Raw genomic sequence first — 14,579 nt, forward strand, 5'->3', positions numbered from 1 at the left:
GGGCTTTTGTGGCCTGATAGCGTGCCTTTTGCATAATGAGCCTACGAGTTACTCCTCTCTGGCAAGGTTAAATGACTCAAGTCATGGAGCCGCAGCGAAAGCGAGTCTGAATAGGGCGCAGAGTCAGAGGGGGTAGACGCGAAACTTTGTGATCTACCCTTGGGCAGGTTGAAGGTTGGGTAACACCAACTGGAGGACCGAACCAGTTTCCGTTGAAAAGGATTTGGATGACCTGAGGGTAGGGGTGAAAGGCCAATCAAACTGAGAAATAGCTCGTACTCCCCGAAATGTATTTAGGTACAGCGTCGGCGTTGAGTTATGTGGAGGTAGAGCTACCGATAGGACTAGGGGGTGTCACAGCCTACCGAATCCTGACGAACTCCGAATGCCACATAATATAGCCGGCAGTGAGGCTTGGGGTGCTAAGGTCCCAGGCCGAGAGGGAAAGAACCCAGACCATCTGCTAAGGTCCCTAAATTCGGACTAAGTTGAACAAAGGAGGTCCACTTGCTTTGACAGCCAGGAGGTTGGCTTGGAAGCAGCCATTCCTTTAAAGAGTGCGTAACAGCTCACTGGTCGAGCGAGAGGGCATCGATAATACGCGGGCATCAAGTCCGGTACCGAAGCAATGGATTTAGTCGTATGACTAAGTGGTAGGGGAGCATTCTAGCAGCGGTGAAGGTGCGTCGTCAGGCGAGCTGGAGCGGCTAGAAAAGCAAATGTAGGCATGAGTAACGATAAGGCGGGTGAGAAACCCGCCCCCCGATAGACTAAGGTTTCCTGCTCAACGCTAATCGGAGCAGGGTTAGTCGGGACCTAAGGCTACGCCGAGAGGCTACGTCGATGGACAGCTGGTTGATATTCCAGCACCTAGGATTTGGAGTGATGCAGTGACGCAGTAGTGAAAGCAACGCGGGCGGACGGAAGTGCCCGTTAAAGTGCGTAGGTATAGGAACGGTAGTTAAGTACGCCGATCTTGCTGAACCATGATAGTACTCTACGGCCTCGGCCACGGAGATAGTTTGCCTAATCAGACTGCCAAGAAAACCTGCTAAGCGTTTACTGAATTCTAGCCCGTACCGCAAACCGACACAGGTAGTCAAGGAGAGTATCCTGAGGGGCTCGAGTGAATCATGGCCAAGGAACTCGGCAAAATGGTCCTGTAACTTCGGGAGAAGGGACGCTTCCTTGCAGCAATGCAAGAAGCCGCAGTGAAAAGGCCCAGGCGACTGTTTAACAAAAACACATGGCTTTGCGAACGCGCAAGCGGAAGTATAAGGCCTGACACCTGCCCGGTGCCGGAAGGTTAAGAGGGGAACTTAGTCGCAAGGCGAAGGTTTGAATCGAAGCCCCGGTAAACGGCGGCCGTAACTATAACGGTCCTAAGGTAGCGAAATTCCTTGTCGGGTAAGTTCCGACCTGCACGAATGGTGTAACGATCTGGGCGCTGTCTCAGCCATGAGCTCGGTGAAATTGTAGTCTCGGTGAAGATGCCGAGTACCCGCCACGGGACGGAAAGACCCCGTGCACCTTTACTATAGGTTGACATTGACGCTGGGTAACACATGTGTAGCATAGGTGGGAGACGTTGAACCAGGGCCGCTAGGTTTTGGGGAGTCGCCGTTGAAATACCACCCTTGTGTTGCTTGGTGCCTAATCTGGCAACGGAGACAGTGTCTGCTGGGTAGTTTGACTGGGGTGGTCGCCTCCAAAAGAGTATCGGAGGCTTTCAAAGGTCCGCTCAGTACGCTTGGTAACCGTACGCAGAGCGCAATAGCAGAAGCGGGCTTGACTGTGAGGCCTACAAGCCGAGCAGGGTCGAAAGACGGATATAGTGATCCGGTGGTTCCGCATGGAAGGGCCATCGCTCAAAGGATAAAAGGTACGCCGGGGATAACAGGCTGATCTCCCCCAAGAGCTCATATCGACGGGGAGGTTTGGCACCTCGATGTCGGCTCGTCACGTCCTGGGGCTGGAGAAGGTCCCAAGGGTTCGGCTGTTCGCCGATTAAAGTGGCACGCGAGCTGGGTTCAGAACGTCGTGAGACAGTTCGGTCCCTATCTGTGGTGGGCGTTGGATATTTGACAGGACCTGACTTTAGTACGAGAGGACCGAGTTGGACCAGCCGCTCGTGCACCGGTTGTATCGCCAGATGCAGCGCCGGGTAGCGACGCTGGGATGAGATAAGCGCTGAAAGCATCTAAGTGCGAAACTCACCTGAAGATGAGATATCCGTTAATAAGAGTCGTCGGAGACCACGACGTTGATAGGTCCTAGGTGTAGAGTCCGAAATGGCACAGCCGAGGGATACTAATGACTCGAACGCTTCTGTAGTACACCGCTCACGCTTACCCGTTTTCTTTCTTGTCCTTGCGTCAACGTTTTACAGTCGCGCTGCTGCCTGCGGGTAGTGGCTGTGGACTGCACCAGTAATGGTGGCTTTAGCCCGGGTGTTCACCTCTTCCCATTCCGAACAGAGTCGTTAAGCCCCGGAGCGCCTATGGTACTGCCTTCATCGGTGGGAGAGTCGGTCGCCGCCAACCTTACTGTATTTGCCCGTCGCCCCTGGCTGCACGCGTCCCCTTCCGGATGCCGCGGCCAGGGGCGACGTCCGTTTGTTTCTATATACCTGAAGAAAGGGAGCGAGCCGGGGATATGCTAGGGGCTATTATCGAACCATTATACAGTTGTGGAATGAAACTACGACAGGTTCATGCTTCAGCGTGTGTTCTTCTTAGCTGACACAATAAAACAGGAGGGCCCTTGCCGAATTTAATGGCGAGGGCCCTCCTGTTTTATTGTGTCAGATCTAGTATATACTGCGTGTAATGCCCATTTCCAAGCCCCGTAGTTCGGCCAGCCCGCGGAGGCGGCCGATGGCCGAGTAACCGGGATTGGTACGTTTGTGCAGGTCGTCTAGCATCTGGTGGCCATGGTCGGGGCGCATGGGCAGGCTGGTGCGGCGCTGGCGCATAGCTTGCACCAGTTCACGCATTACGGCGTACATGTCTACGTCGCCTTCCAGATGATTGGCCTCGTAGAAATTGCCGGCCGCGTCGCGCTGAGTGCTGCGTAGGTGGATGAAGTGGATGCGTTCGGCAAACTGCCGGACCATCTGCGGCAAGTCGTTGTCGGGGCGTACGCCGAACGAGCCGGTGCAGAAGCACAGGCCATTGCGGACGGATGGTACGGCATCCGCTAGGGCCTGCACGTCGGCGGCGGTGCTCACCACGCGGGGGAGCCCCAAGATGGAGTAAGGTGGATCATCGGGGTGAATTGCAAGGTTGATGCCGACTTCTTCCGCCACCGGCACTATTTCCTGCAGGAACAGCACCAGATGCTCGCGCAGTTTCGTGGCGTCTATGCCGGCGTAGGTGTCTAGGGCCTGTTGGAACTGCTGGAGCGTGAAGCTTTCCTCGGAGCCTGGCAACCCGGCAATGATGTTGCGCTGGAGTTGCTGCTTTTCGTCGTCGCTCATAACAGCCAGCCTAGCTTCCGCCTGAGCCAGTTCCTGAAAAGAATACTCTGCGCGGGCACGGGGGCGCTGTAGCAGCAGCGCGTCGAAGGCCACGAAGGCAGCGCGCTCGAAGCGTAGGGCCCGGGAACCATCCTCCACTTCGTAGGCCAGATCGGTACGGGTCCAGTCGAGCACCGGCATGAAGTTGTAGGTGACGGTGTGGATGCCGCACTCAGCCAAGTGGCGCAACGTCTGCTGGTAGTTGCGGATGTGGCGTTGGAAGTCACCAGTACGAGTTTTGATATGCTCATGGACTGGCACGCTCTCTACCACGCTCCAAGTCAAACCGGCCGCGGCAACTTCTTGCTGACGTTGCTGAATTTCGGCTATTGGCCACACTTCACCATTGGGAATGTGGTGCAGGGCCGACACTACATCAGTAGCACCCGCTTGGCGGATATCAGAGAGACTTACGGGGTCTTGGGGGCCGTACCAGCGCCAGCTTTGGATTAAGGGCATTGTATTGAGCGGTTATTAAGGACTACTAGAGTTTGCCATGCACAGAGCAGAGCGAGGCATGGCATTCATCTTACCCACACATGAAATTACACGCCACTGTAGGCATTGAAGCCGCCGTCGACCATTACTGTTTCGCCGGTGACGAAGCGGGAGGCGTCGCTGAGCAAGTAGATGAGGGTACCGGTGAGCTCCTCGGGCTGGCCGAAGCGTTGGTAAGGTGTGGCGGCAATGAACTTGCGGGCGCGGTCGGTGTGGCTACCGTCGGGCTGGACGAGGAGGGAGCGGTTCTGCTCGGTTAGGAACACGCCGGGGGCTATGGCGTTCATGCGCAGGCCGCCACCGTAGCGTAGGCCCAGTTCCACAGCCATCCACTGCGTGTAGGCTTCCACGGCTTTTTTGGCCATGGTGTAACCCAGCACCCGCGTTAAGGGGCGTTGCGCGGTTAGACTCGACACGTTTACGATTGAACCCTTGCCCTGCTCAGCCATTACGCGGCCAAACACGGTGGTAGGTATCACGGTGCCGAACAAGTTGAGGTCTACGGCGCGACGAGTGTCCTCGATGCCAAGGTCAAATATGTCTTGGTCGGGGCCGATGGTAGCACCAGGCATATTGCCGCCCGCCGCATTCACCAGCCCGTCGATGCTGCCCCAGGCCTGTACGATTTCGTCGCAGGCGGCTTGCATCTGGTCTTTATCCAGCACATCGGCCAGCACCGCCATGGCTTCGCCGCCCACAGCCTCGATGGCGGCTACCCGCTCGGCGGCTCGGCCAGCATTGCGGCCCAGAATGGCCACACGAGCCCCTGCTTCGGCTACGGCCAACGACAGCGCCTTACCCAGCACACCGGTAGCCCCGGTGATGACGATGACTTTTCCGTGAAGTGAAAACTGGTCGAGAGCAGACATTGAGCGAGGAGTAGAAATAGGTGCACTAGCAGTAGCTGGCCCAGAAGAAATTGGTGTCATAAATACGTTAGGGAAGGAGCGTGAGCTTGCTTTCGAGGCGGATATCATCGGAGGCTGACCCTAGCATCAGCTGGAAGTCGCCGGGCTCGGCCTGCCATTGCAGCTGGCGGTTGTAGAAGGCCAGCTTGTCGGGGGTAATTGTGAAGGTGACCGTTCGGGTTTCGCCAGGCTTGAGCATGATTTTCTGGAAATCCTTCAGCTCTTTGAGGGGCCGTGCTACCGAGGCCACTAAGTCGCGCAGGTAGAGTTGCACCACTTCTTCGCCAGTGGCTTTTCCGGTATTCGTGATGGTGCATTGCAGCGTTGCAGTCTGGCCAGCCGCTAGACTCGGTTGGCTGAGCTTGAGGTTGTCGTACTTGAACGTGGTGTAGCTCAGGCCGTGCCCGAAAGCATAACGCGGCGTGTTGGGCGCGTCGATGTAGGCTGATTTGTAGCGGATGTCGCCAGGCTTCGTGACGGGTCGGCCAGTATTGTACTGCTGGTAGCTGATTGGAATCTGGCCCACCGCGCGCGGAAAGGTGCTGGGCAGCTTGCCGCCAGGGTTGTAGTCGCCATACAGTACATCGGCGAGGGCTGTGCCACCTTCCGAGCCCGGAAACCAGCCGTAGAGCACAGCATCGGCTTGGTCGGCAATGGTGTTGAAGATGAGGGGCCGGCCGGCCATCAGCACCACTACCACAGGCTTGCCGGTGGCTTTAAGCGCCTGAAATAGCTCTTCCTGCACACCGGGCAGCCGGATGTCGGTGCGGGATTTGGCTTCTCCACTCATGTCCCAGGTTTCGCCCACGGCCAATACCACAACATCAGCGGCTTTGGCGGTTTCTACTGCCTGTGCGAAGCCGGCGCGCGAGTCGCCCTGTACTTCGCAGCCTTTCGCATAGCGGATTTGGGTGTTTTTGCCGGCACGTTTAGCGAGGCCGTCGTGCAGGGATGTAATCTGGGTGGTGTCGGCCAGCACAATCCAACTGCCGGCCAGGTCGCGCTTGGCTTTAGCCAGCGGCCCGATTACGGCAATAGTACGCTGCTGCGCGAGCGGCAACGTGTTGTTCCGGTTTTCGAGTAACACGACCGACTTGCGGGCTGCGTCGCGGGCCGCTAAGCGGTGCTGCGGGTCGTTGAGGACTTTCTTTTCGCGTTTCAGGTCCGAGAAGCGGTACGGGTCATCGAACAGGCCCAGTTCGAACTTCTTGCGCAGAATGCGGCGCACGGCATCGTCCACAAGCTTTATATCGGCTTTGCCTTCTTTCACCAGTTGGGCCAGTGTGGTGTGGTACGCGTCGCTTTCCATATCCATGTCGGAGCCAGCGGCTAGGGCTTTCTGAGCGGCTTCGGACTTACTTTGAGCGTAGCCCCACGGTACCATCTCGGCAATGCTGCCCCAGTCCGATACCACAAAACCCTGGTAATTCCACTGGCCTTTCAGAATGTCGCGCTGCAGGTAGTTGCTGCCGGTGGCGGGCACACCGTTCAGGGTGTTGAACGAGTTCATGAAGGTAGCCGCACCGGCATCGGCGGCAGCTTTGAACGGGGGCAAATACACTTCCCACAGCTGCTGCTCGCTCATGTCCACGGCGTTGTAGTCGCGGCCGGCGAGAGCGGCACCGTAGGCGGCAAAATGTTTGGCGCAGGCCATGATGGCATCGGTACCGCCCAGTTTTTCGCCCTGGAAGCCCAGCACCCGGGCCCGCGCAATCTGGGAACCGAGGTAGGTGTCTTCGCCGGCGCCTTCCATCACCCGGCCCCAGCGCGGGTCGCGCCCGATGTCTACCATGGGCGCAAACGTCCAGTGGATGCCGGAGGCGGCAGCTTCCCGCGCCGCTACGTGTGCCGACTCGCGAATAGCGGCTAAGTCCCAAGAGGCGGCTTCGCCCAGCGGAATCGGGAAAACGGTCTGGTAGCCATGAATTACGTCGAGCGAAAACAGCAGCGGAATCTTCAGCCGCGACTTCAGCGCCTCGGCCTGAATAGTGCGGGTGTCAGCTACGCCTTTTACGTTCAGCATAGAGCCCACCTGCCCGTTGCGGATGCTGTTGAGCAGGTCGTTTTTGCGGTTGCTGGCTGGCCCCGTCACCTCGCGCCCGGAATACTGATTTAGCTGACCGATTTTCTCCTCCAGCGTCATTTGCTGGAGCAAGGCATCGATGCGCTGCTCGATGGAAGCAGCGGTTGGCAGCTTGGCTTTCTGAGCTGTGGCGGGGCTGCCGGCCGTGAGCAGCAACGCAGCGAGGAAGAGAGACTTGGTGGTAGAAGAAAGCATTCGGAAGAAGTCGAAGAGCGGGTAATGGCAGTCTGGAGTAGGATAAGTGTAGCGCGGTTGTCATCCCCCCTTTCCACAAGCGCAGCATTCCCACAGGCTGGCTTGCAATTCGGAGACATCCGGCTACACTTTCCTTTTTCCAGGCTGATACTGTTTGAACGTCACGCCTGGCTTTGGCTCACTGCAGACCTTCCACGATGCCGTCGTAGGCCGGTTTGCGTTGGTAGTTATCGTCGAAGGGGAGGGGCCATTCGGGGCAGCTGCAGTCGCCACGCTTCCAAGTGTCGGCGTCGGCCACGTTCCAGGTAGTGATGCCGTAACGCTGAGCAGCCGGTAGCGCCTTGAAGGTTTGGGTGAGGGCCTTGTACTTTACTTTTTGGGCGGCGGCCAGTGCGTCGGTGAAGATGGCGGTAGCCGTACGGCTGGGGTTCATCGAAATGTCCAGCTCGGCTACGTGCACTTTCAGGCCGGTAGCGGCGGCAGTAGTAATGGCTTCGGCAATACGCGAATCGGAAATGTTGCTGCTGGTGTGCATCTGCAACCCGATGCCGTGGATGGGCACGCCGCGGTTTTTGAGAGTATTAACCAGGTTTAGGATGCCGGTACGGCGGGTGGTGCTATACTCGTTGCCATAGTCGTTATAGAATAGTAAGGCGGCAGGGTCGGCGGCGGCGGCGTACTGGAAGGCCCGGTCGATGTACCGGTCGCCGAGGTGCTGACGCCACACGCTGTTGCGCAGGTTGCCGGCATCATCAATGGCCTCATTCACCACGTCCCAGGAAGCTACCTTGCCGCGGTAGCGCGTCACCACGGTTTGGATGTGAGTGCGCATCAGGTTTTCCCAGGCCGCGGAGTCGCCCTGAAAGTTCGTTACCCAGCTTGGCAACGAGTTGTACCACAGCAGCGTGTGGCCGTGTACGCGCATGCCGTTCTGCTGCGCGAAATCCACGAGGTAGTCGGCATCAGTCCAATTATACGTGGTAGCTGACGGGTGTAGCGCACCGAACTTCATGGCGTTTTCGGCCGTGATGCTGTTGTATTCGGTCGTCATTACCTGTCGGTAAGCAAGGCGGTTTTTCAGCAGATTGATATTCACGGCTGCTCCTACCGGAAATGGCGCCACTGACTTCAAGCTGGCTACAGGCTGCGGCGGTTCAGGCGCTGTACTGCCCGCTTCTTTTTTGCCACATTGTGTCAGTAAAGTCAGGCAACAGGCACTCAGCAGGATAGCAGCTTTCATAGGTGGGTGACAGTTGGCAGCGGAATGACAATTACTGAGCAGAGCGTTTCCGGGAATTCTGGAGGCGCAGCATGGCCGCAGCGTAACGTTGGCCCATGAGCCGGGCCGACGCGGCATCGAAGTGCGTTTGGTCGCCGATGTGGTGGGTGCCCACGGCTGACACGTAAGCGTAGTGCGGAACCGTGCGGCCCAGCTTAGCTACCGTGGCGTTGATGCGGCGGGCCGCTGCGTTGGATCGTGGACGGTTGGCGCTGTCCAGCTTTAGAATCTGAAATTTGGGGAGTTGCCCCGCCACAAACGGCACGTTCGGCGCCTGCAAATCCTGGCGGAAACGGGTAATGAGAGCCGTTAGATTTTGCCCGTAGGCCGCGCTGCTGGCCGGGTTGCTATCCGATTCGCCTTGGTGCCAGATAACGCCGGCCAGCGTACCGCTCTGTATGGCGGTGCGGGCGCGCCGGATGGCATCATCGTAGGGGTTTGTTTTGGTGGCCGGGTAGAACGCGCCCGGCTGCCAGTAGCTGATGGCCGAGCCGCCCACCGCGCACGGAATTAGCCCAATAACCACGCTTGTATCCTGCGCTGCCAGCATCCGGCCAAACGTCAGGCCCGGCCCTACGCCTGCCACGCTCTTGTCGAAATGCATCGGGTCTTTAGCTACTTCCCAGTGGCCAGCCGGGTTCAGGCGCAGCACGTGGCCATTTGGCACTGTGTCCTGCGCCTCCACTGTACCCCGTCCCGCCATATTCGACTGGCCCACCAGCAGATACAGCCGGAACTTCTCCTTGCGTACTGGCGGCGCCACCTGCTCCCGCGTTTTCGGCCGCAAACTTTGCGCCCCCGCTGAACCAGTCAGCAGCGTTGTAAGGCTTAGAAGCAGGAGGGTGAGGCTGTTCATATGAAACTGTAGAGACGCGACACTTCGCGTCTCGGCGTTGCTGATGTTGTTTACTCTGGTGAGCCCAGCGGCACGGACGCCGAGACGCGGGTACGCTTCTCTACATTGCGCTACCGTACCGTGGGTTGGCGTTTGTCGAAGTAGTCGGCCAGTGGGTACATCTGCTGGTTTAGCTCGCGCATCTTGTCGAGCAGGGGCGTGTAGGGCTCCAGATAGTTGTCCACGATGCCCTTGTTGGCGTTGGTGTTGGACGGTTCCGCGCCTACGATGGTCGGGTCGTTATCCTGGTATTTGAACCAGTGCCAGCCCACGCAATTCTTCGATTCCAGCAAGCCCAGCGTGAAATTCTGGTAGAATAGGCCCCGGTCGGCCTGGGTGCGTACCACCCAGCCCGCGCCGGCCGTGTTGGCCAGGCCCGGCGCGTCTTCGCCCTTCACGTACCACTCCGTCACGATAAATGGCTTGCCCGCTGCCTGCTCCCACTCGCGCACCCAGCGGGGCTCGGGCGTCCAGTTGTTGTAGTAGTTGATGCTCACCGCATCAAGGTATTTGCCGGCCACACGCATCAGCTCGGGGTAGTAACGCTGAGCCCCGTGGAAGCGGCAGCCGAGGTACATGTGGTTGGGGTCATACTTCTTCATGGCCTTGGCCACGATGCTGAAGTAGCGGTCTGCCACGTAGGTCAGGAAATCCTGGCGGTGCTGGTCGGTGATGGTTTCGAGGGTAATGCCTCGTTCATCGGCCCACTTTTTGGCCGCCTGGTAGCCGGGCTCTGTTGGGGGAAGTTTCAGGTAGCCGTCCAGGTTTTTGCGCAGCAGGGGCATCTCATTGTCGGAGAAATAGCCGAACAGGTTCTTGTCGTTGCGGTACTGGGCCAGTTGCTTGGCGTGCCCCTCGGCAAAGGTTTCAAAGCCGGGGTCGAAGGCGAAAATCACGTCGTTGGGGTAGCCTTTGTGGCCGGGCTGCACGTAGGTGCCGCCGCGCTTATCCCCGTACTTGCTCATGAAATCCAGGTTGATGGTGTAGGCCAGCGGCTTGTCGGCCCGGGCATTTTCTGCCTGAATATCCTTGGTGGCCGACCATGCCCCGGTGCCGTTGAAACCGTTTTCGAGCAGAAACTCGCGGGTACCGGCCATCCAGCCGGCTTGGTCACCGAACTTCTGTTTCAGCGCCTGTTGGGTGCGCTCCGAGCGGCCAGCCTGCACGTCGTTGGGGGCGTTGTGCAGGTAGTAGTAGCCCTCGGGGTCCACGGCCCACCAACGGCCGTTCAGCTTCTCCACATGAAAGAAGCCCGTAGCCTTGGTGCGCTTGTCCAGCCGCCCGCCGTACTTGCTCAGCTTCACCGTACCCGGCCGGAAGCCGGGCAGCTGGGCAATGGTGCGCGTGGGGTAGCTTTTGTACGCCGAAAAGCCGGCCTTGCCGTCAAGCTGGGAGTTGTTGATGGTCTTTTTCGCATCCACGCGCAACGTGTACTCAGTGGTGTCGAGCTGCTGGGCGTGGGTGGTTTGGGCGAAGGCGAGAAGTACAGCGGCTAGTACAGAACTCGTCAATCGAACGTCATGCAGAGCAGAGCGAAGCATCTCGTATGCTGACGTTGAGTTAGTAGTGCAATGACCGCACGCGAGATGCTTCGCTCTGCTCTGCATGACGTTCTTTCTTATAGGTAGCATGATTATTTTCCGTCGTACTTCTGGGCCATTTGGCGGTAGAAATCCTGCAGCACATAGAAGGCTTTTTTCTTGACGCCGGTGCTGGAAATCAGGCCTTTGCGGTTGAAGCCGTTCTGGTACACCGGGTGCTGGCGGCGGGTGGCGCGGAAGTCGGCCAGAATCCAGGGAGTCATGCCGCGCAGGTTCTTGATGGTACTCAGCATCTTGAGTTGGTTCACGTACAGCGCCTCCTGGTATTCCTCGCTCCAGCGTGTGTCGGCGTCGCCGTGGTAGCCGGCCAGGGCGTCGCCGCCAAACTCACTAATGGTGACGGGCTTGTTGTACTTGATGTCGAAGGTGTATTTGGTGATTTCGCTGGGCTTGCCGCCCCAGTACCAGCCGGCGTACTCGTTGATGCTGGTCAAATCCAAGAACTCGCCCAGCGGGTCGTCCACGTGAATTACGTTGTCGGGGGTACGGTGCAGTTCCAGGGCGGCCGAAATCAGGCGGGTATCGTCCAGGGAGCGGGCTTTCTGGGCCAGGCTGCTCATGAATTTCAGCCGCGGCTCACCCAGCGGCGTTTCGTTACCCACGCTCCACACCACCACGCTGGCGCGGTTCTTCCCCATAGCAATCAGGTCGGAGAGCTGCTGCTCGGCGTTCTGGTAGGTGGCGGGGTTTTCCCAGGCAATGGTCCAGTACACCGGCACTTCGGCCCACACCAGCAAGCCCATTTCGTCGGCTAGCTTGAGCATGGTTTCGTTGTGCGGGTAGTGGGCCAGGCGCACGTAGTTGCAGCCCAGCTCCTTGGCCCAGGTAAGCAGCATGCGCAAGTCCCCCTCGCCCCGGGCCCGGCCCGGAATCAGTGGGTTTTCATCGTGCATGCTGATGCCGCGCATGTAAATGCTCTTGCCGTTGAGCAGGATATCCGCGCCCTTGGTTTGAATCGTGCGGAAGCCAATCCGGTCCTGCACCGCGTCCGAGCCGCTCGTGAGGCGCACGGCGTACAGCTTCGGGCTCAGCGGCGACCAGCGGGCCAGCTTTTTGGCCGGCAGGCTGAACGTGGCGCGGCCTTCGCCATCGGTTTTCACGGTGTGCTTAATACCCGCTTCACTGATGTTCAATGTCACCGATTGACCGGCCTTGCCCGCGCCGGCCAGCTGCACGTAGCCCGCCAGCGTGTTTGGGTCGTTTTTGGCCAGCTGCACTTTGTAGTCGCTGATGTAGGTGTCGGGGGTTTCGGCAATGAACACGTCGCGCGTGATGCCGCCGTAGTTCCACCAGTCGGTGTTGATGGTGGGTACTTCGTTGGGGCGGCGCGTGTTGTCGGCCTTCACCACCACGAAGTTCTCGCCGGTGCCGCTGAGCTGGTCGGTGATGTCATACTGAATCGGAGTGAAGCCGCCCTTGTGCATGCCCAGCTTCTTGCCGTTCAGGTACATGTGCGACTCGTAATTAATAGCCCCGAAGTACAGGAAATACCGTTTGCCGGGCTTGGGTGCCAGCGTGAAGCTTTTCTTGTACCAGATGGTACCCTCGTAGTACAGCAGCTCCGGCCGCTGCGAGTTCCAGTCGCCCGGAATCTGCATGGCCTGCGACTTGTCGAAGTCGTACTCAATCAGCTCGGCCTCTTGCTTGCTGCTCGGCTTGGCGTTGTCGTAGTAGCCGCCCTTGCCGCTCTTCGACTGGTCGAAAGCCTCCCGGCGGTAGTCGTAGAAGCCGTTTTCGTAGGGGTCGATGATGTAGTTCCAGCTGCCGTTCAAGCTTAGCACCTGCCGGCCCGGCATGTTCTGAATCAGGATGGACTGGGCCTGCAGCGGCCGGCTGCTGAACGCGCCCACGAGCAGCAACGCAGCCGCCATTAGCGTTTTCATCAGGGTGGGTGAAGTCATAATAGAGTGGAAAGGGTGCAGTAGAAGAGGACCGAAAACGTGCGCCAACGCAGCCCGACCCTTGCAGTGGCCTGGCTGCGTTTTGCTCACACTTTTTCACTCACTCTCACTAGTTGTAGCCCGGGTTCTGGGTCAGAATAGGATTGGTCTGGATTTCCTGAATCGGAACCGGGAACAGCAGGTCGTTCTGGTCGATGCGGGTAGCAACATTGGCGCGTGTGAAGAAGGCGTTCATCACCGGAATGGCGCGGTCGGTACGCACCAGATCAAACCAGCGGTGGCCTTCGAAGCTTAGCTCCAAGCGGCGCTCCAGCTCCAGACGGGTGCGCAGTGTGCCTTGCGTAGTGCCGGCCGGCAGGTCGACGGTGGCGTTGGCAGTGCCCACAGGCAGGTTGCGCGAGCGGCGGATTACCTGGTTTACGGCCGTCAGGGCGGCAGCGGTAGGGCCGCCCTGCTCATTTACGGCTTCGGCGTACATCAGCAGTACATCGGCGTGGCGCAGCACAATCCAGTCGTTGTCGGCGTCGGTGGCACTGGTGGGCGTATCGATGTACTTCTTGGTGTAGTATTGGCTGGTAGCTACCGGATTGATAGGCAGTGTGTAGGACGTAGCCGCGCGCACATCGGTCGTGCCGCTGGCCGTGAAGGCCGCTACCAAATCCGTATCCACGGTGTTGAACTGCTGCCCGGTAAACGATGCCCCAATCAGGGCCGTGGTTTGCGCAGCCGTGTAGGCCGGCATAAACCAGGTGGTGAAGGCACTGCCCACGCCCAGCGCCCCTTTGGTATAGCGCACGGCGAAGATGATTTCGTTATTCACCTCGTTGGTGGTAGCGAAAACGTTGGCGTAGACGGGCAACAGCGTGTAGGTGGAGCCCGTGGCCAGCGGCTGTAGCTTGTCGGCGGCCTGCTGGTATTTCTTCTGAGTGAGCAGCACCTTGCCCAGCAGCGCCGTAGCGGCGCCTTTGGTGGCGCGGCCCAGGTTTACACCGGTCTGGGTAACGGGCAGGTTCTGTTCGGCAAATGCCAGATCCTGCTCAATCTGAGCGTATACTTCCGTTACCGGGCGGCGGCCAAACTGATAGGCATCGGGGATGGTTTCGATTTCCTGAGTCACCAGGGGTACCTCGCCCCAGATGCGCACCGCGTTGAAATAGGCCAGCGCCCGGATAAAGCGCACCTCGGCGTAGTAGCGGTTGCGGGTGGCATCGGTGAGCTTGATGGCGCCGGCCCGGCCCAGCACAATGTTGCAGCGGGCAATGGCGCGGTACGTCGACAGCCAATAGCTCTGTACGTTGTTGTTGTCGCTGATCAGGGTGAAGTCGTTAAACTCGTTGAGTCGTTCGCCCGAGGTAACGGTGAAGCTGTTGTCCGACGGAATTTCGCCGAACACAAAAATGCCGCGGCTGCCACCTGCGCGGCCATACAAATCCTGCAGCGACGAGTATGCCGCCGTCACGCCGTTGAAAATGCTCAGCGAATCGGTGTAGCCTTCGGTGGTAGGCAGGCGCGTGGGGTCGTTCAGTTCGATGAAGTCCTTGTCGCAGGAAGAAGTGCCCAGCGCCAGGCCCAGCAGTGCCGCAGCACCGGCCCCTTTGAAAATATGTTTGAAGTCGATAGTCATGGTGGGAAAGGGAAGTGAGTTGTTGAGGATAGGCTGTCAGGCGTCGGATTATTCGGCTTCAATAGCCTGCTACCCAAC

General features: G+C 58.8%; 8 protein-coding genes and 2 rRNA genes (1 of these 10 only partly in view). 2 read left to right on the plus strand and 8 right to left on the minus strand.

What is annotated here, in order from left to right; all coding sequences use genetic code 11:
• Together H4317_RS01120 and rrf are read left to right on the plus strand one after the other, a co-directional pair.
• A 23S ribosomal RNA gene (locus H4317_RS01120) occupies positions 1-2,333 on the plus strand (it extends 573 nt beyond the left edge of the window).
• A 98-nt stretch (positions 2,334-2,431) separates the two neighbouring features.
• Positions 2,432-2,543 (plus strand): 5S ribosomal RNA (gene rrf, locus H4317_RS01125).
• A gap of 266 nt (positions 2,544-2,809) precedes the next feature.
• On the opposite strand, the gene uxuA is transcribed toward rrf, so the two are convergent.
• From uxuA to H4317_RS01165, 8 genes are all read right to left on the minus strand, one after another.
• The gene (uxuA, locus tag H4317_RS01130) at positions 2,810-3,976 is read right to left on the minus strand and encodes a mannonate dehydratase (protein ID WP_185888368.1); all 1,167 of its coding nucleotides are present in this window, start codon (positions 3,974-3,976) and stop codon (positions 2,810-2,812) included.
• 86 nt (positions 3,977-4,062) lie between these two features.
• Positions 4,063-4,884 (minus strand): SDR family oxidoreductase, encoded by an 822-nt coding sequence (locus H4317_RS01135; RefSeq protein WP_185888369.1) that lies wholly within the window; start codon positions 4,882-4,884, stop codon positions 4,063-4,065.
• A 67-nt stretch (positions 4,885-4,951) separates the two neighbouring features.
• Positions 4,952-7,201 carry a beta-glucosidase BglX gene (bglX, locus tag H4317_RS01140; protein ID WP_185888370.1) on the minus strand — a complete coding sequence of 750 codons (2,250 nt, stop codon included), beginning with the start codon at positions 7,199-7,201 and terminating at the stop codon, positions 4,952-4,954.
• A 178-nt stretch (positions 7,202-7,379) separates the two neighbouring features.
• On the minus strand, positions 7,380-8,441 hold the full coding sequence (locus H4317_RS01145) for an endo-1,4-beta-xylanase (protein ID WP_185888371.1): 1,062 nt from the start codon (positions 8,439-8,441) through the stop codon (positions 7,380-7,382).
• Between the two features lie 31 nt (positions 8,442-8,472).
• On the minus strand, positions 8,473-9,336 hold the full coding sequence (locus tag H4317_RS01150) for a sialate O-acetylesterase (protein ID WP_185888372.1): 864 nt from the start codon (positions 9,334-9,336) through the stop codon (positions 8,473-8,475).
• Positions 9,337-9,446: 110 nt separating this feature from the next.
• Positions 9,447-10,916, minus strand: a complete 1,470-nt coding sequence (locus tag H4317_RS01155; protein ID WP_185888373.1) for an agarase — start codon at positions 10,914-10,916, stop codon at positions 9,447-9,449.
• A 92-nt stretch (positions 10,917-11,008) separates the two neighbouring features.
• Positions 11,009-12,877 carry a glycoside hydrolase family 2 protein gene (locus tag H4317_RS01160; protein WP_221899176.1) on the minus strand — a complete coding sequence of 623 codons (1,869 nt, stop codon included), beginning with the start codon at positions 12,875-12,877 and terminating at the stop codon, positions 11,009-11,011.
• A 109-nt stretch (positions 12,878-12,986) separates the two neighbouring features.
• The gene (locus H4317_RS01165) at positions 12,987-14,501 is read right to left on the minus strand and encodes a RagB/SusD family nutrient uptake outer membrane protein (RefSeq protein WP_185888374.1); all 1,515 of its coding nucleotides are present in this window, start codon (positions 14,499-14,501) and stop codon (positions 12,987-12,989) included.
• Positions 14,502-14,579 lie beyond the last annotated feature (78 nt).

The sequence above is a fragment of the Hymenobacter sediminicola genome (assembly GCF_014250515.1).
GTDB classification, from domain to species: Bacteria; Bacteroidota; Bacteroidia; order Cytophagales; family Hymenobacteraceae; genus Hymenobacter; species Hymenobacter sediminicola.